The following is a 17,142-nucleotide window of genomic DNA, read 5'->3' as shown; positions in this document are numbered from 1 at the left end:
CAACCCGGAAACCATTATGCTGCAACGGACTTTAGCAAAACCTATCAGCGTTACCGGCGTCGGCCTGCATTCGGGCGAACGCGTCGCGCTGACTCTGCACCCCGCGCCGGAAAACAGCGGCATTTCGTTCCGCCGCACCGATTTGAGCGGCGATCAGGGCGGAATCATCAAGCTTACGCCTTATCTGATCAACGACACCCGCCTTTCGTCCACTGTCGTTACCGAAAAAGGCGTGCGCGTCGGCACCATCGAACACATCATGTCCGCGCTGTCCGCCTACGGCATCGACAACGCGCTTATCGAGCTCAACGCTCCCGAAATCCCGATTATGGACGGCTCCAGCCTGCCGTTTATCTACCTTTTGCAAGATGCGGGTGTCATCGACCAAAGCGCGCAAAAGCGGTTTTTGCGCATTTTGAAAACCGTCGAAGTGAAAGAAAGCGGCAAATGGGTGCGCTTCACGCCTTACAACGGCTTCAAAGTGACTCTGACCATCGAATTCGACCACCCCGTGTTCAACCGCAGCAATCCTACTTTTGAAATCGACTTCGCCGGCAAATCCTACGTTGACGAAATCGCCCGCGCCCGCACTTTCGGCTTTATGCAGGAAGTAGAAATGATGCGCGCCCACAACCTCGGGCTGGGCGGCAACCTCAACAACGCCATCGTGATTGATGACACCGACGTGCTCAACCCCGAAGGGCTGCGCTATCCCGACGAATTTGTGCGCCACAAAATCCTCGACGCCATCGGCGATTTGTATATCGTCGGCCACCCGATTATCGGCACATTCGAAGGCTACAAATCCGGCCACGCAATCAACAACGCGCTCTTGCGCGCGGTGTTGGCCGACGGCACGGCTTACGAATGGGTGGAATTTGCCGACGAAAAAGACCTGCCCGCCGCGTTTCACGAACTGCCCAGCGCGGCTTGATTAAGCGGGTTTAAATATTAGGAATAGGAAGGCCGTCTGAAAAACTTTGAGTTTGGAAGTTTTCAGACGGCCTTATCATTCAAACAAACAAACAAAACCAAATCAATCCCCCATCACTTTCCCTTCGCGGCGCGGGTCGGCGCCGCCTTGCAGACCGGTTTTGCCGATGAGGATGCCTTGGACGCCGGAGTTCAAATCGCGTACCTGAACTTTATACCCGAGCTGTTCGAGCGCGCCGGCTTTGGCGGCGGCAGGGGTGTTTTGTTCGATTTCATACGTGCTGCCGCGGTTGAGCATGTTCGGCAGGGAAATGGCCGTCTGAATGTCCATGTCCCAGTCGATGTGAGCCACCAGCGTTTTGGCGACGTAGCCGATGATGCGGCTGCCGCCGGGCGAGCCGACGGCCAGATAGGGGCGGCCGTTTTGCATGACGATGGTCGGCGCCATGGACGAACGCGGGCGTTTGCCGCCGGCGACGCTGTTGGCGACGGGTTTGCCCGTTTCGTCGGCAGGTTTGAATGAAAAGTCGGTCAGCTCATTGTTGAGCAGATAGCCGTTGGCCATCAGCGTCGAACCGAAGGCGTTTTCGATGGAAGTGGTCATGGAAACGACGTTGCCGGCTTTATCGACGACGACGATGTGGCTGGTGGAAGGCAGTTCGACGGCTTTGCCCGCCGCCTGTTTTTTGCCGAACACGCCGGCCTCGACTTTTGGTAAGGCTTTGTCGGTATTTCGGATTTCTTCGGAACGTGGTTTCAGGTAGGCGCGGCTGATCAAGGATTTGGCCGGTACGCTGACAAACGCCGGATCGCCGACATAGCGGTCGCGGTCGGCAAAGGCGATGCGCGAGGCTTCGCCCAGCCAGCGCCAGCTTTGGATGTTGTCCGCACCCAACGCTTTCATGTCCTGCTGCTGCAACACGCCGAAGATTTCACCCAAGGCAATCGCGCCCGAACTCGGCGCGCCCATACCGCAGATTTCAAACTCGCGGTAGGGCGCGCAAACAGGTGTGCGCTCGATAACGCGGTAGTTTTTAAAATCGGCCATGCTGATCTTGCCGGGATTATCGGCCGCGCCGGTAACGGTGTTAACTATATTCTGCGCGGGTTTGCCGCTGTAAAACGGCGTGCTGCCTTTTTCGGCCAACAGACGTACGGATCGGGCGAACTCGGGGTTTTTCAGCAACGTACCCGCCGCCAGCGGTTTGCCGTTCGGCAGGAAATAGGCGGCGGTTTGCGGATAGCGTTGCAGATATTTCTGGTTCTGCTCGATGGATTTGGCCATGCGCGGCGATACGGCAAAGCCTTGTTCGGCCAGCGATATGGGTTTGTTGAACAGCGTTGCCCACGGCAGTTTGCCGTAACGTTTGTGTATGTCTTCCAAAAGTTTCGGAATGCCGGGTACACCCACCGAACGCCCGCCGACAACGGCATTCATGAATTCCAGCGGTTTGCCCGATGCATCTAAAAACAGCTCGGGTTTCGCCGCTTTCGGCGCGGTTTCGCGCGCATCAAACGTGGTCAGTTTTTTCGCTTTATTGTCCCAATACACCAAAAACGCGCCGCCGCCCAAACCGGAAGACTGCGGCTCGGTCAGGCTCAAGGTCGTCTGAATGGCAATCATCGCATCAATCGCACTGCCGCCTTTTTTCAACACTTCATAACCCGCTTCGGTCGCCAGCGGATTGGCCGACGCCGCCATAAAATTTTTGGCGTGTACCAGTTTCTGCTCGGTCAGCCCCGTTCCCTGTTCGGGCGCATGACTCTCCGCCGCCACCGGCTTGGTTTCAGACAGCCTTTCGGCAGGCGGTTCGGTCTGCGCGCAGGCAGCCAAAACCAGCGCCGAGAGCAGGCTGATTGTCAGGGTTTTCTGTTTCATCGCGTTCTCCTAAAAAGGTTTTTCAGACGGCATCAAGCCGTAAACGGTGAAACTATACCGCAAACTTGCCAATCTGCTGAAAAACAATCGGCAAAGTTGTGCACTTCCAGCCGTTTTATCCCCAAAAATTCCGTTCCAAGCAAACTTATCCACATTTGCCAACAGCAGCCGCTGCAGTTTATCCCGAGCTAAAAAATCGGATAGCCGTCTGAAAAATAAAGCGGATTTGAGTTGTCCACAGCCAAACCGCCTGCTCGACATCAAAATCTTTTTATTATTTAAATTCAGTTTTTATAAAGACTACTTTTTCAGACGGCCTGCAAATAGTTTGCAAACGGCAAAACGCAAAGGTGTGAAACAATCTCAAATCGGTTAAAATCACGCCATAAACAACCAAAAACGGAGCTTCGCAAGCAATGAAAGGCGACATCGGCGTAATCGGCCTGGCCGTCATGGGCCAAAACCTGATTCTCAATATGAACGACCACGGCTTCAAAGTTGTAGCGTTCAACCGCACCACTTCCAAAGTGGACGATTTCTTAAACGGCGCAGCCAAAGGCACCGGCATCATCGGCGCATATTCCCTGCAAGATTTGGTCGATAAGCTGGAAAAACCGCGTAAAATCATGATGATGGTACGCGCAGGCAGCGTCGTGGACGAATTTATCGAACAGCTTGTTCCCCTACTGGATAAAGGCGACATTATCATTGACGGCGGTAACGCCAACTATCCCGATTCCACCCGCCGCACCCATTATCTCGCCGAAAAAGGCATCCGCTTTATCGGCGCCGGCGTTTCCGGCGGCGAAGAAGGCGCACGCCGCGGCCCGTCCATCATGCCGGGCGGTGACGAAAGCGCGTGGCCGGAAGTCAAACCCATTTTCCAAGCCATTGCCGCCAAAACCCCGCAAGGCGAACCCTGTTGCGATTGGGTCGGCCGTGACGGCGCCGGCCACTTCGTCAAAATGGTGCACAACGGCATTGAATACGGCGATATGCAGCTCATCTGCGAAGCCTACCAATTCATGAAAGACGGCCTCGGCCTTTCCTACGACGAAATGCACCGCATCTTCAGTGAGTGGAACAAAACCGAGCTCGATTCCTATCTGATTGAAATCACAGCCGATATTCTCGGTTACAAAGATTCAGACGGTCACCCGCTGGTCGAAAAAATCCTCGATACCGCCGGCCAGAAAGGCACCGGCAAATGGACCGGCATCAACGCCCTTGATTTGGGCATTCCGCTGACCCTGATTTCCGAATCCGTGTTCGCCCGCTGCGTTTCCGCCTTTAAAGACCAGCGCGTCGAAGCCGGCAAACTGTTCGGCAAAACCGTCAGCCCCGTTTCCGGCGACAAAGCCGAATGGGTCGATGCCCTGCGCCAAGCCCTACTGGCCTCCAAAATCATCTCTTACGCACAAGGCTTCATGCTGATCCGCGAAGCCGGCGAAAGCAACGATTGGGCGCTCCACTACGGCAACATTGCCCTATTGTGGCGCGAAGGCTGCATCATCCGCAGCGCCTTCCTCGGCAACATCCGCGATGCCTACGAAGCCAATCCCGATTTGGTCTTCCTCGGTGCCGACCCCTACTTCAAAGGCGTATTGGAAAACTGCCTGTCCGCCTGGCGAAAAGTCGTTGCCAAAGCCATTGAATGCGGCATTCCCATGCCCTGCATGGCTTCCGCCATCACCTTCCTCGACGGCTACACCACCGAGCGCCTGCCTGCCAATTTGCTGCAAGCCCAACGCGACTACTTCGGTGCCCACACCTACGAGCGCACCGACAAACCGCGTGGCGAGTTTTTCCACACCAACTGGACAGGAAAAGGCGGCGACACCGCATCGACCACCTACGATATTTAATCCTGCCCGAATACGCAAAGGCCGTCTGAATTTTCAGACGGCCTTTTTGCAGTATTTTTAAACCAATCCCCGTAATTTTCATGTTTTCGTTTAAAGCAAACCCAATCCGATTTTGCAAAGGTTTCCTGTCGTGATATGGTAAGAAGTTGGCTACCTGCCGGATTTTTCAGACGGCCTTATGAAAACAAAAAACAGCAAAATGCTGAGGAACACACCATGACCGGTTTTTACACCCTGTTTAAAAAAGAAATCCTGCGCTTCTGGAAAGTCGGGCTGCAAACCGTCGCCGCGCCGATGCTGACTGCGCTGCTCTACCAACTGATTTTTTCCCACGCCGTCGGCCGCCACATCGAAGCGCTGCCCGACGTTTCCTACAACGCCTTTCTGATTCCCGGCTTGGCCATGATGAGCCTGACCCAAAACGCCTTTGCCAACGCATCCAGCAGCCTGATTCAGTCGCGGATTGCGGGCAACCTCGTGTTTATCCTGCTGCCGCCGCTGTCAAACGCCGCTTTTTTTTCCGCCTACATCGGTGCGTCTATGGTACGCGGGCTGATGGTCGGCGCTGGCGTGGTTGCCGTAACCGCGCCGTTCGGCCTGCCCATGCCGTTTCAGCCGCTGTGGATACTCGTTTTCGCCGTTTTGGCCGCGGCGATTATGGGTATGTTCGGCCTGCTGGCGGGTATTGCTGCGGAAAAATTCGACCAACTGGCGATGTTCCAAAACTTCCTTATCATGCCGCTGACTTTTCTCTCGGGTGTGTTTTATTCCATCCACAGCCTGCCGCCGTTTTGGCAGGGCGTCAGCCGCTTCAACCCCGTTTTTTATATGATCGACGGCTTCCGCTACGGCTTTTTCGGCGCAAGCGACGTGCCGCCGTTGCAATCGCTGGCCGTGGTCGGCGGCACCACGCTGGTGTTGGCCGCCGCCGTATGGTGGATTTTGGCTTCGGGCTGGAAACTGCGGAAGTGAGCGGTTTCCTGTTTGAAGCAGACAGGTGCAGGCCGTCTGAAAAGTAAATCTTTTCAGACGGCCTTTATCATTCTGGCACAAACCGTTATCATTAAAGAAAATCAAATCTTGTTTGGAAAGCAATATGTTACGCAAATCCCTTTTCCCGCTGCTTGTTTGCCTGACCGTACCCGCTTGGACGCAGACGCTCTCGGAAACGCTGCCCAACGGTCTGAAAGTCATCGTGAAAGAAGACAAACGCGCGCCGGTGGCGGTTTCCCAGCTTTGGTACAAAGTCGGCAGCGTGGACGAACAGCCGGGAAAAACGGGGTTGAGCCATGCGCTCGAACACATGATGTTTAAAGGCACGCCTACCGTACCCTCGGGCGAATTCAGCCGCCGCGTTGCTGCGCTGGGCGGGCAGTTCAACGCCTACACTAACCGCAGCGAAACGGTTTATTACGAAAACATCGCCGCGGCGAACCTGCCCGAAATCCTCAAGCTCGAGGCTGACCGGATGCAGAACCTCAATTTCAGCGACAAAGAATTTACCAACGAAATGAGCGTTATCCGCGAAGAGCGACGCCAGCGCACCGAAGATTCCGCCGCCGGCAAAATGTGGGAACACATCTACCTCAACAGCTTCACTTCCGCGCCGCTGCGCGCTTCCGTCATCGGTTATATGAACGACCTGCACACGCTCAAAGCCGAGGATTTGCGCGCTTGGTACCAACGCTATTACGCGCCGAACAATGCGACTTTGGTCATCGTCGGCGATGTGGATGCCAAGCGCACGCTGCAAACCGCCGCACGGCTGTTCGGCAGTATTCCCGCCAAAAACCAGCCGCCGCGCAATCAGATCAACGAAGCGGCAGAACGCGCGCCCGTGAGCGCGGAAACCACTTCCGCAGTAACCCGCCAGCCACTGATTGCACTGTCGTACCGCGTGCCCGCGCTGCGGAGAACCGACGACAAAATGCCCTATGCGCTTGACGTGCTTTCCGACATTCTCGCCGGCAATTCTTCCAGCCGCCTCGACAAAAACCTCGTGCGCGGCAAACAAATCGCCTTGAGCGCGGGTGCGGGCTACGATATCCTCAGCCGCGAAATGCCGCTGTTTACCCTCACCGCCATGCCCAACAACGGCGTTTCCTCGCAAACCCTGCTCGCGCAAATGCGCGCCGAAATCAAAGACATCGCCGACAACGGCATCAGCAGCGAAGAGCTCAAGCGCGTGAAAAACATCGCCGAATCCTCCGAAATCTACGCCCGCGATTCCATCGTTTCCCAAGCCTCGCTGATGGGACAGCTGGAAACGCGCGGTTTCCGGTACAGCGACGAAGCCGAAATCCGCCGCCGTTTGCAGAAAGTCAGCGCGGAAGACGTGCAGGAAGCCGCCAAACTCCTGACCGACAGCCGCTCGAGCGTGGTCGTCGTCAAACCGGCGGCTGCGGCAGCACCGGCGAAAAAGTGAACTGTTTCAGACGGCATCTGTCTTAGTAAGGATTTGCCGGCGGGACGTGGGGGGATTTGCGGTGGGAGTTTTCAGACGGCCTTTAAATGGCGTTTAGATGCCGTCTGAAACTTCGGCTACGTTCCGTACAAGCGCTTCGGCAAGCGAAATTTCACGGACGTCGTTCCCGTGCAGGCGGGAATCCACGCCCGAATTTCTGAAACTTATTTTAAAATAAGATATTGCTTGTTATTAACCGTTTGTAAAGTAAGCCGTAAGTGCGGTTAGCCGCCTAAAAGCGGCGTAACCGCACAAACCTGCACCAACCGTATTGTACGAATCGCAGAATCCGCCGCCTGATTTTTCAGACGGCATTTGCGGCAGATGTTTGCAGATATAGCAGCGTACGGTTACGCCGCTTTTAGGCGGCTAACCGCACCTGCCGCCTTGAAAATCAATCTCAGGCCGTCTGAAAAACGTAAACCGCACAAACCCGCCCCCTTGCCGTTCCCCATAAACCCCTAAGAAACATTTCCCGCACCCATGCCGTCTGAATGATTCGACGTTGCCCAGCGATCACCGGATTTCAGACGGCCTTGAAGAAAGCTCCCCCATGACCGCGAAAAAATTCCTTCCCCTCTTCCTTCTCGCCCTGCCGCTGGCCGCCGAATCCGCGGTCAACATCCAACGCTGGAAAACGGCGGAAGGCACGCAGATTCTCTTGGTCGAGCGGCACGAAAATCCCATCGTCGATATGCAGGTCAGCTTCAAGGGCGCGGGTAGCGTGTTCAATCCCGCGGGTAAAAGCCATGTGGCCGAGTTTGCCGCGTCGCTGCTGACGGGCGGAACGAAAAAACTCGACGAGGAAGCCTTTCACGCCAAGGCCAACGACGTTGCCGCCGCGATTTCCAGCAGCAGCGACAAGGAAACCGCTTCCGCCGGCCTGCGCAGCCTGAGCAAATGGCGCAGCCTGCACCGTTCCGTTCGCCTGCTCAACGAAGCCGTGACCGAGCCGCGTTTTGATCCGAACGTATTTGCGCGCAACCAGATGCAGGCCGTAACCGCGCTCCAGCAGCAGGAAACCACGCCGGATTACAACGCCGGCCGCGCGTTTGCCAAACTCGCCTACCCCGACCATCCCTACGGCAACAGCGCAAACGTGACTGTTGACAGCATCAAAAGCGTGACCCTCAACGACATCCGTGCCTTCCACCGCAGCCGTTACGGCAAAGACAACGCCGTGGTGGCCATCGTCGGCGACGTTTCCCGCCGTCAGGCCGATCGTTTGGCGAAAAACGCACTCAAAGGGCTGCCGGACAAAAGCGGTGCAAGCCTGAGTATGCCGCCGGTGGCCAAACAGACCGCGCGCAGCATCAATATTCCGTTTGCGGGCGAACAGGCGCAGATTATCCTCGGCATGCCGCTGATCAAGCGCAAAGATCCCGATTATTACGCGCTGGTGGCCGGTAATTATGTGCTCGGCGGCGGCGGTTTCGACAGCCGTCTGATGAAAGTTTTGCGCGACAGCAAAGGCTACACCTACGGCGTGAACAGCAGCCTCAGCCCCACCACGGAAGAAGGGCCGTTTACCGTGTCGTTCTCCACCCAGAAGAAAAACACCCAAGCCGCGCTGGCCGACGCGCAGACAGTCATCGAACAATTTATCGCCGAGGGCCCGACCGAAGCCGAGTTGCAGCAGGCCAAAGCCAACATCATCGGCAGCTTCCCGCTGCGTTTCGATTCCAACGCCAAGCTGGTCGGCTATCTGAGCCTGATCGGCGTACACGACCTGCCGAGCGACTACCTTGAAGCCTACCCCCAAGCCGTGTCGCAACTGACCGCCGCGCAGGTCAAAGAAGCCTGGCAACGCCGCGTGAAGTTCGACGACCTGCATATTGTGGTGGTGGGCGCGCAGTAGGTTTTTAAGGCAAACAAAAGGCCGTCTGAATTTTCAGACGGCCTTTGCTGTTCCCAAACGCCAAGCGCGTTAAGTCATCAGATTCAAATCGCTGATGCGGTCAAACAGGCGGTCGGGGTTGCCGCCTTCTTCATGAAGCTGGATGCGCAGGCGCAGGTCGTTGGCGGAATCGGCCTGGCGCATGGCTTCGTCGTATTCGACGTAACCTTTGACGTAGAGGTCGAACAGGTTTTGGTCGAAGCTCTGCATACCGTCGCCGCCCGAACGGATCATCAGGTTGGGGATGTCCATCAGTTCGCCGTTGAAAATCAAATCCTGCATGGCGGGGGTGTTGATCAGCAGGTCGATGGCGGCGGTGCGCTGGGCGCGGTTTTTCTTCAACACCAAACGCTGGCCGATGATGCCGGTCAGGTTGAGCGCCAAGTCCATCAAAACCTGTTTGCGGCGATCTTCGGGGTAGAGGTTGAGAATGCGCTCGATGGCCTGGGTGGCGTTGTTGGCGTGGATGGTGAAGACGCACAAGTGGCCGGTTTGCGCAAGCTGCATGGCGTATTCCATGCTGGATTCGCTGCGCACCTCGCCGATACAGACAACGTCGGGTGCTTGGCGCATGGCGCTTTGGATGGCGACTTTCCAGTCGGAAGTATCGACGCCGACTTCGCGCTGGGTAAAGATGCTGCGGCGCGGCTGGTAGATAAACTCAATCGGGTCTTCGATGGTGACGATGTGGCCGGCGAGCTTGTGGTTGCGGTAGTTGAGCATCGAAGCCATGGTGGTCGATTTACCCGAACCGGTCGGCCCGGCGAGAATCAGCAGGCCGCGCGGGGCGAGGGCGAGTTCTTTGAGTTTGCTGGGCAGCCCCAAATCTTCGATTTCGGGAATCTGCTGGTTGATGCGGCGCAACACCATGCCGACGCGGCCTTGCTCGTGGTAGGCGTTGACACGGTAACGGGTGTTGCTGCGCGATTGCACGGAGTAGTTCAGTTCCCATTCGCGGTTGAAGGCTTCGAGCTGGTCGGGATTCATGGTGGATTCGACGATTTCCGCAGTTTCTTTGCCGGTCAGCGCTTTGTGGGGTATGGGAGAAAGTTCGCCGCTGATTTTCATCGCCGGCGGGAAACCTGCGGTGATGAAAATATCCGATGCGCCGCGGGTTTCGGCTTCGGAACACATGCGGTCGAGAATGGGGTGGAGGTGGGTGCCGATTTCGGCGGGGGTCGGAATGCGCGGGTTGTTTTTCTGCGCGTAGGTCTGCACCATGTCCGAGAGTAAGTCGTGTAAGGGATTGTTGTCGCTCATTTTTGTTTTCCGTAATGAAAAGGGTAAAACGGTGGGGTTGGTTTTTTCAGACGGCCTTAACCGATCATGCTTTCCACGTTTTGCGCTTTGCTGCGCGCCACTTCGGCGCTGATGCTGCCTTGGCGCAAAAGCTGCTGGAGCGCCTGGTCGAGCGTCTGCATGCCGTGTGCCTGGCCGGTTTGCAGCGCGGAGTTGATCTGAGCGATTTTGTTTTCGCGGATCAGGTTGCGCACGGCGGGGGTGGAAATCAAAATTTCGTGGGCGGCGACGCGGCTGTTACCGTTGGCGGTTTTCAGCAGGGTTTGCGAAATCACCGCGCGCAGCGATTCCGACAGCATGGATCGCACCATTTCTTTTTCGCCGGCGGGGAACACGTCCACAATACGGTCAACCGTTTTCGCCGCGCCGGTGGTGTGCAGCGTACCGAACACCAGGTGGCCGGTTTCGGCGGCGGTCAGCGCAAGGCCGATGGTTTCCGGGTCGCGCATCTCGCCCACCAGAATCACGTCCGGGTCTTCACGCAGCGCAGAGCGCAGCGCATTGGCGAAACTGTGGGTGTGTTGGTGCAGCTCGCGTTGGTTGACCAGCGATTTTTTACTTTGGTGCACAAACTCAATCGGGTCTTCGATGGTCAGGATGTGCGCGGGCTGGGTTTCGTTGATGTAGTTGATCATTGCCGCCAGCGTGGTCGATTTACCCGAACCGGTCGGACCGGTAACGAGCACGAGGCCGCGCGGATTGTCGGCGATTTTTTGGAAAATGCGCGGGGCTTTGAGTTCGTCCAACGAAAGCACCACGCTCGGAATGGTACGGAACACCGCTGCCGGGCCGCGCTCGGTGTTGAATGCGTTCACACGGAAACGCGCCACGTTGGGCAGCTCGAAGGAAAAGTCCACCTCCAAATCCTGCTGGTAGAGTTTGCGCTGATGGTCGTTCATCACGGAAGTAATCATGTTGCCCACTTCTTCGGCCAACATTTCCGGCAGGTTGATGCGGCGGATGTCGCCGTGAACACGGATCATCGGCGACATCATTGCGCTCAGATGAAGGTCGGATGCTTTGTTTTTCACGCCGAAGGCGAGTAAGTCGGTAATCTGCATTAATGTGCCTCTTGGGATTAGAATTTTGGGCTAGAATTGATGTCTAGGGTCTGTTGATAATAATGTTGTTTATTTTAAATAGATAAACGTATTTTAACAAACCAATTTAGGCAAACAGCTGCGTAAAGGGTCGAAACCATGTCAAGATTGCAACAGAATTATCAAACGGTATTAAACGAAATCGCCCGCGCCGAACAAAACGCCGGCTGCGAAACAGGCGCTGTGAAGCTCATTGCCGTCAGCAAAACCTTTCCCGAAGCCGACATCCGCGAAATCTATCAGGCGGGGCAGCGCGACTTCGGCGAAAACTACATCCAAGAATGGCATACCAAAGCCGAAGCGCTCACCGACCTGCCCGACATCGTTTGGCACATCATCGGCGACGTTCAATCAAACAAAACAAAATTCGTTGCCGAACGCGCCCACTGGCTGCACACGGTAGGCCGTCTAAAAACTGCCGAACGCATCAGCGCGCAAAGGCCGTCTGAAATGCCGCCGCTGCAAGTGTGCATCGAAGTGAACATCGCCGGTGAAGCCGCCAAACACGGCGTTGCCCCCGAAGAAGCCGTCGCGCTGGCGCGGGAAGTCGCGAAACTGCCGAAGATCAAAGTGCGCGGATTGATGTGCGTCGCCAAAGCCGGCAGCAGAGAAACAGAATTGCGCGCGCAGTTCGGCAGAATGCGGCAGCTTCTGACGGATCTGAACGCCGAGGGTATCGCCGCCGACGTTTTATCCATGGGCATGAGCGCAGATATGGAAACCGCCGTCGCCTGCGGCGCAACCCATGTGCGCATCGGCAGCGCGATATTCGGCAGACGGGGTTAGGCCGTCTGAAAAATTGGTTTGCAGACGGGCTTATGTGGAACGGACTTGCCGAACCGCCGTTTTACAAGGGTAGTAGGTACGGTTAGCCGCCCAAAGGCGGCGTAACCGTACAAACCTGCTGTACCGCGCAGATTACCCAATCCGACCATCTGTTTTTTTCAGACAGAATCAGCAGCAGGCATTCCAAAATGACATGGCGTACTACCGAAAAATTCTACGCAATCCCACAATCCACCAAAAAGGATAAAACATGAAAATCTGTTTCTTAGGCGGCGGCAACATGACCGCCGCGATTGCCGGCGGGCTGGCGCGGCAGGGCGGTTGGCAGCTTCACATTGCCGACCGCAGCGCCGAAAAACGCGAACGGCTCGCGCGCGAATTGGGTGCGGCGACCGCCGAAACCCTGCCTGCGCTGACTGCCGCCGATGTTTTGGTGCTTGCCGTCAAGCCGCAGGACATGGCCGCCGCCTGCGCGGCTATTGAGACCAACGGCGCGCTGGTGTTGTCGGTTGCCGCCGGATTGAGCGTCGCCGCCCTGAGCCGTATGCTTGGCGGTACCCGCCGCATCGTGCGCGTCATGCCCAACACTCCCGCGCAAATCGGGCTGGGGATTTCGGGCATGTTTGCCGAACCGAAAACCAGCGTCGCCGACCACGATTTGGCCGACCGCATCATGCGCGCCGCAGGGCAGACCGTATGGCTCGCCGACGAAGCGCAGATGCACGCCCTGACCGGCATCAGCGGCAGCGGCCCCGCCTATGTTTTCTATCTGATGAACGCCCTGTTTGAGGCCGCGCAGGCGCAGGGTTTCGACCCCGAAACCGCCAAACGGCTCGTTTCCGCCACCTTTCAAGGTGCCGCCGAACTCGCCGTGCAGACGGATGCCGACTTCGCCCAACTGCAAAAAAACGTCACCTCAAAAGGCGGCACCACCCACGAAGCCGTCGAAACCTTTAAAGCGCACAAAGTCGCCGACGCCATCGCCGCCGGCGTGGAAGCCTGCGTCGCCCGTTCACAGGAAATGGCGCGGCAGGCAGATGCCGTCTGAAACAGTTGTTTTCTCAGGAAAAAATAAAGGCCGTCTGAATTTCAGACGGCCTTTCCTAAATTTTCACCCAATCGCCGTGTTGTATTTATGCTCATAAAATTTTCCACCGTTTTCCCCGTTTTTTCCCGCTCCGAACACCCCGCGCAAACATTGATTTTCCGCCGTTTACAGACCCATGCCGTGATGTAAGAAAAGCGCAAAAAAGTGCAAATCAGCATACGGTTGCGGCAAATTCTCCAATCAAACCATGCTATGATGCGGCGTTTCCAATCTCCGCCGCCTTGAAAATCCAATAATTAAAGGCACTCTACCTTACAACTGAGAGAAAGATTATGGCAAAACTGACCGAACAAGACATTCTGAATTGGAATGGCCCCGAAGAAGATTATATGAACAGCGACCAGCTCGAATTTTTCCGCGAGCTTCTGGTCAAACTGCAAGACGAACTGATTGAAAAAGCCGAAGTGACCACCGGCCATCTGCAAGAGCATGAGTCCGCCCCCGACCCCGCCGACCGCGCCACGCAGGAAGAAGAATACGCGCTCGAACTGCGCACCCGCGACCGCGAGCGCAAGCTGTTGGCCAAAATCCAGGCCACCATCCGTAATATCGACGAAGGCGACTACGGCTTCTGCGCCGATACCGGCGAACCCATCGGCCTCAAACGCCTGCTTGCCCGCCCGACCGCCACCCTGTCGGTCGAAGCGCAGGAACGCCGCGAACGCATGAAAAAACAGTTTGCCGATTAAGCCGTGAAACGCATAAACCAAAAAGCCGTCTGAAAAATTTTTCAGACGGCTTTTTGCAATGGTGCTGACCGTTATTTTGTTAGAGCGGCGAAATATTCACTGCAAGAGAAATGCCGGAAACGGTGTGATGTTTTATATAACTTTTTGAAAATTATAAATAAACAAAACAGGCCGTCTGAAAAATCAGGCGGCCTGTTTGGATTGTTCACAATTTTATCCACAGGTTTTCAAGGGGAAATGCTTTCAGACGGCCTTGGTCGGATTTCAGGCCGTCTGAAAATGTTTATACCAAATTCTGCGGCTTGCCCGCGATGAAACGGTTGACGTTGTCGAGCAGGATGTTGAAAAGGTTGTCGAACGCTTCGCGGCTTGCCCATGCCGTATGCGGGGTGACGATGAGGTTGGGCAGGCCGTACGAGAGCAGCGGGTTGCCGTTGACAGGCGGTTCTTGGGTTAAGACGTCGAAGCCGGCGCCGCCGATGGTGCCGTTTTGCAGGGCGGTGATGAGGGCAGGTTCGTTGACGAGGCCGCCGCGGCCGCAATTGATAAGGATGGCTTCGGGTTTCATGCGGGCGAATTCGGCGGCGCCGATCATGTCGGCGGTTTGCTCGGTGAGCGGGCAGTGCAGCGAGATGACGTCGGCCGTCTGAACGGCTTTGTCGAAAGAAACGTAGCCGTCGCGGACGGTTTCGGCATGTTTGTGTTCGCCGAAAATGACGTTCATATGGAATGCGCGGGCGTAGCCGGCGAGGGTTCGGCCGATGTTGCCGCGTCCGAAAATGGCGAGGGTTTTGCCGTTTAAATCGCGCATCGGGGCGCCGTAGTGGCAGAAAAACGGCGATTTCTGCCATGCGCCGGCGGCGACGTCGCGCTGGTAGGCGGGCAGGTTGCGCATCAGGGCGATCATCAGCATGAAGGCGTGTTCGGCTACGGATTCGTTACCGTAGGAGCGCACGTTGCAGACGGCGACGCCGGCTTTTTTAGCGGCTTCGACGGCGACGTTGTTGACGCCCGTGGCGGCGACGGCGATCAGTTTGAGCTGCGGATTTTCGGCGACGGCTTCGGCGGAAACGACGGCTTTGTTAGTGATGACGATGTCTGCGCCGCGGATGCGCTCGGACGCTTCTTCGGGGCGGCTGGTGCCGTAGCAGGTCAGCCCGTGGGGAAAGTCGAACGCGAATTTGTGGCCGGGCAGGGTGTCTCTGTCGAGGACGACGATTTTGAGGGTCATGGGGTTTCTCCTTTTTCAGACGGCATGGGAAACATATTATGTTGAAAACCGCCGCCGCCGCAAGGCCGTCTGAAAAGCGCCGGAATGTGCTACCCTAATGCCTCTTTTCAACCTGCAAAACAAGGAAACATCATGAGCCTGATTATTGAAGACATCGTAACCGGAAGCGGCAAAGAAGCCGTCAAAGGCAAAGAAATCACCGTCCACTACACCGGCTGGCTGGAAGACGGCACCAAATTCGACTCCAGCCTCGACCGCCGCCAGCCGCTGACTATCACGCTGGGCGTCGGCCAAGTCATTCAAGGCTGGGACGAGGGTTTCGGCGGTATGAAAGAAGGCGGCAAACGCAAGCTGACCATTCCGGCTGAAATGGGCTACGGCGCACGCGGTGCCGGCGGCGTGATTCCGCCCAACGCCACGCTGGTTTTCGAAGTCGAACTCTTGAAAGTTTACGAATAATTTTGTAAACGCTTGGATTATGTCCGGGAATTGTTCCGTTTGGCGCAAACAGTGCCAAATTGGAATTTTTTTGAAAAACGGGCATTACCCAAAATACTGTTTTAAAGCGTATCAAATTAACGGCATAGGCCGTCTGAATGTTTTTTCAGACGGCCTGATTCGTTTTTTTAAGGCGTGTTTTTACTTGGATTTCATGTATTGTATTGAATTAAAAAGGTTAATTTTCGAATATCATGTAAACTTTTTTGCAGATTCGAGCCTTACTCGGGGCAGACGGAAATAAACGTTTGCTGATATTTTTTCAACTTATTTTTTATTTCAGGAGTGATACTATGAAAACATTGACTGTGGATGAACTGAATCAGGTTTCCGGTGGGTTTGATATCGGTAAAACGATTGCATCGGATGTAGAAACATATTTCGGGGGAGGAACCGGCGTTATGTCAGGTTACTATACAGGCGCAGCATTGGGGACATTAGTCGCAGGCCCGGCTGGAATAGTAGCTGGTGGAGCGGTTGGTGCTGCTGTAGGTGGATATTTGGGTGGTAAATTGGGTTCGGTTGTTTTAGAAAAATCGTTCGGTTATTAATCTGCTGCAATAATTTCATATCCGTCGGGAAATATCGGCGGATATGGAATATGCAAATCATTCTATGGGGTGCAGAAATGAAAAAATTTTGGAAAAATTATAAAAAAAATTTAGTTATATTAGCGGGTTTCCATAAAAACTACTGGAAAGCTTTTGCAGTTATCTGTTTTGGCTCTGCCTTTATTACCCATGCTGCGAATTTCATTTTAAGCGTCTTTATTATTAATCCGAAATATTTTCTTGGTGACGATCATTTTCTTCCCGATGGCATTGTTGCCATACTCTCTACGGTTTTGATATTTGTGATGATGTGGAAATACTTAAAAAGAAAAAAAGAGTTGGATTTAGACGATTGATATCGGCATCTGATGCCGTCTGAAAACGTGTCAGCGGTTTAAATCTCCTCTGAAATTTTCAGTATTCCCATCCTTTATTTTCTTTAAAACATTCACCGTTGATGTTTCTTAACACATCCCGCAAATCAGGTAAAACCCCGGCGGGTGTTTTCAGACGGCCGCTGAAATCATTTATAATTTCACAAACAGAACAACCGTTTCAAAACACATCAATGGCCAAAAAATTCCCGATTTTCCCGAAAAATCCCGATCGCATCTGCTGGGGCTGCGACAAATATTGCCGCGAAGACGATTTGCAGTGCGGCAACGGCTGCGAGCGCATCCAGCATCCCATCGAGCTCGACGGGCGCGAGTGGTACAAAAAAGGCGACTGGAGCAACCTTCTGAGCGAAGCCCAATTAATCGAACTGGGTTTGAAAGAAGCGCCCAAACCAGCCAAACCGCACATCAAACTGCCGCTGAAAAACAAGGCCGTCTGAAAAAACC

Annotated in this window: 17 protein-coding genes; 13 read left to right on the top strand and 4 right to left on the bottom strand. The window is 55.1% G+C overall.

What is annotated here, in order from left to right; translation table 11 throughout:
- Positions 1–16: 16 nt before the first annotated feature.
- On the top strand, positions 17–934 hold the full coding sequence (gene lpxC, locus BG910_RS05865; protein ID WP_089036033.1) for a UDP-3-O-acyl-N-acetylglucosamine deacetylase: 918 nt from the start codon (positions 17–19) through the stop codon (positions 932–934).
- 102 nt (positions 935–1,036) lie between these two features.
- Here the strand turns inward: lpxC and ggt are convergent, their stop codons facing one another.
- Positions 1,037–2,812 (bottom strand): gamma-glutamyltransferase, encoded by a 1,776-nt coding sequence (ggt, locus tag BG910_RS05860; RefSeq protein WP_089036032.1) that lies wholly within the window; start codon positions 2,810–2,812, stop codon positions 1,037–1,039.
- Between the two features lie 46 nt (positions 2,813–2,858).
- On the opposite strand from ggt, the gene BG910_RS12245 reads away from it, so the two are divergent.
- The 5 genes from BG910_RS12245 (at position 2,859) to BG910_RS05840 (ending at position 8,999) form a co-directional block, all read left to right on the top strand.
- Positions 2,859–3,188: a hypothetical protein gene (locus BG910_RS12245; protein ID WP_123805275.1), complete on the top strand. Its 330-nt coding sequence runs from the start codon at positions 2,859–2,861 to the stop codon at positions 3,186–3,188.
- 40 nt (positions 3,189–3,228) lie between these two features.
- Positions 3,229–4,677 (top strand): decarboxylating NADP(+)-dependent phosphogluconate dehydrogenase, encoded by a 1,449-nt coding sequence (gnd, locus tag BG910_RS05855; RefSeq protein WP_089036031.1) that lies wholly within the window; start codon positions 3,229–3,231, stop codon positions 4,675–4,677.
- A gap of 216 nt (positions 4,678–4,893) precedes the next feature.
- Complete coding sequence (locus BG910_RS05850) at positions 4,894–5,649, top strand: ABC transporter permease (RefSeq protein WP_089037163.1); 756 nt, start codon at positions 4,894–4,896, stop codon at positions 5,647–5,649.
- Positions 5,650–5,773: 124 nt separating this feature from the next.
- Positions 5,774–7,102: a M16 family metallopeptidase gene (locus BG910_RS05845; protein ID WP_089036030.1), complete on the top strand. Its 1,329-nt coding sequence runs from the start codon at positions 5,774–5,776 to the stop codon at positions 7,100–7,102.
- A gap of 592 nt (positions 7,103–7,694) precedes the next feature.
- A complete protein-coding gene (locus BG910_RS05840; RefSeq protein WP_089036029.1) occupies positions 7,695–8,999 on the top strand; it encodes a M16 family metallopeptidase in 1,305 nt (434 codons plus the stop codon).
- 69 nt (positions 9,000–9,068) lie between these two features.
- Here the strand turns inward: BG910_RS05840 and BG910_RS05835 are convergent, their stop codons facing one another.
- Together BG910_RS05835 and BG910_RS05830 are read right to left on the bottom strand one after the other, a co-directional pair.
- Positions 9,069–10,298, bottom strand: coding sequence for a PilT/PilU family type 4a pilus ATPase (locus BG910_RS05835; RefSeq protein ID WP_089036028.1), 1,230 nt, complete (start codon positions 10,296–10,298; stop codon positions 9,069–9,071).
- Between the two features lie 56 nt (positions 10,299–10,354).
- A complete protein-coding gene (locus BG910_RS05830; RefSeq protein ID WP_089036027.1) occupies positions 10,355–11,398 on the bottom strand; it encodes a type IV pilus twitching motility protein PilT in 1,044 nt (347 codons plus the stop codon).
- Between the two features lie 138 nt (positions 11,399–11,536).
- On the opposite strand from BG910_RS05830, the gene BG910_RS05825 reads away from it, so the two are divergent.
- From BG910_RS05825 to dksA, 3 genes are all read left to right on the top strand, one after another.
- On the top strand, positions 11,537–12,223 hold the full coding sequence (locus BG910_RS05825; protein ID WP_089036026.1) for a YggS family pyridoxal phosphate-dependent enzyme: 687 nt from the start codon (positions 11,537–11,539) through the stop codon (positions 12,221–12,223).
- A gap of 250 nt (positions 12,224–12,473) precedes the next feature.
- The gene (gene proC / locus BG910_RS05820) at positions 12,474–13,271 is read left to right on the top strand and encodes a pyrroline-5-carboxylate reductase (protein WP_089036025.1); all 798 of its coding nucleotides are present in this window, start codon (positions 12,474–12,476) and stop codon (positions 13,269–13,271) included.
- Positions 13,272–13,603: 332 nt separating this feature from the next.
- Positions 13,604–14,020: an RNA polymerase-binding protein DksA gene (dksA, locus tag BG910_RS05815; RefSeq protein ID WP_089036024.1), complete on the top strand. Its 417-nt coding sequence runs from the start codon at positions 13,604–13,606 to the stop codon at positions 14,018–14,020.
- 283 nt (positions 14,021–14,303) lie between these two features.
- Here the strand turns inward: dksA and BG910_RS05810 are convergent, their stop codons facing one another.
- On the bottom strand, positions 14,304–15,251 hold the full coding sequence (locus BG910_RS05810) for a D-2-hydroxyacid dehydrogenase (RefSeq protein ID WP_089036023.1): 948 nt from the start codon (positions 15,249–15,251) through the stop codon (positions 14,304–14,306).
- A 129-nt stretch (positions 15,252–15,380) separates the two neighbouring features.
- Between BG910_RS05810 and BG910_RS05805 the strand changes: the two genes are divergently transcribed.
- From BG910_RS05805 to BG910_RS05790, 4 genes are all read left to right on the top strand, one after another.
- A complete protein-coding gene (locus BG910_RS05805; protein ID WP_089037162.1) occupies positions 15,381–15,710 on the top strand; it encodes an FKBP-type peptidyl-prolyl cis-trans isomerase in 330 nt (109 codons plus the stop codon).
- A 332-nt stretch (positions 15,711–16,042) separates the two neighbouring features.
- Positions 16,043–16,300 (top strand): bacteriocin, encoded by a 258-nt coding sequence (locus tag BG910_RS05800; protein ID WP_089036022.1) that lies wholly within the window; start codon positions 16,043–16,045, stop codon positions 16,298–16,300.
- A gap of 50 nt (positions 16,301–16,350) precedes the next feature.
- A complete protein-coding gene (locus tag BG910_RS05795) occupies positions 16,351–16,656 on the top strand; it encodes a hypothetical protein (RefSeq protein ID WP_232462247.1) in 306 nt (101 codons plus the stop codon).
- 212 nt (positions 16,657–16,868) lie between these two features.
- Positions 16,869–17,135 carry a DUF3079 domain-containing protein gene (locus BG910_RS05790; protein ID WP_089036021.1) on the top strand — a complete coding sequence of 89 codons (267 nt, stop codon included), beginning with the start codon at positions 16,869–16,871 and terminating at the stop codon, positions 17,133–17,135.
- The last annotated feature ends 7 nt before the right edge of the window (positions 17,136–17,142 follow it).

Source organism: Neisseria chenwenguii, from assembly GCF_002216145.1.
GTDB lineage: Bacteria > Pseudomonadota > Gammaproteobacteria > Burkholderiales > Neisseriaceae > Neisseria > Neisseria chenwenguii.
The sequence above is the reverse complement of the archived record's forward strand: the minus strand, read 5'-3'. Positions and strand labels throughout refer to the sequence as shown.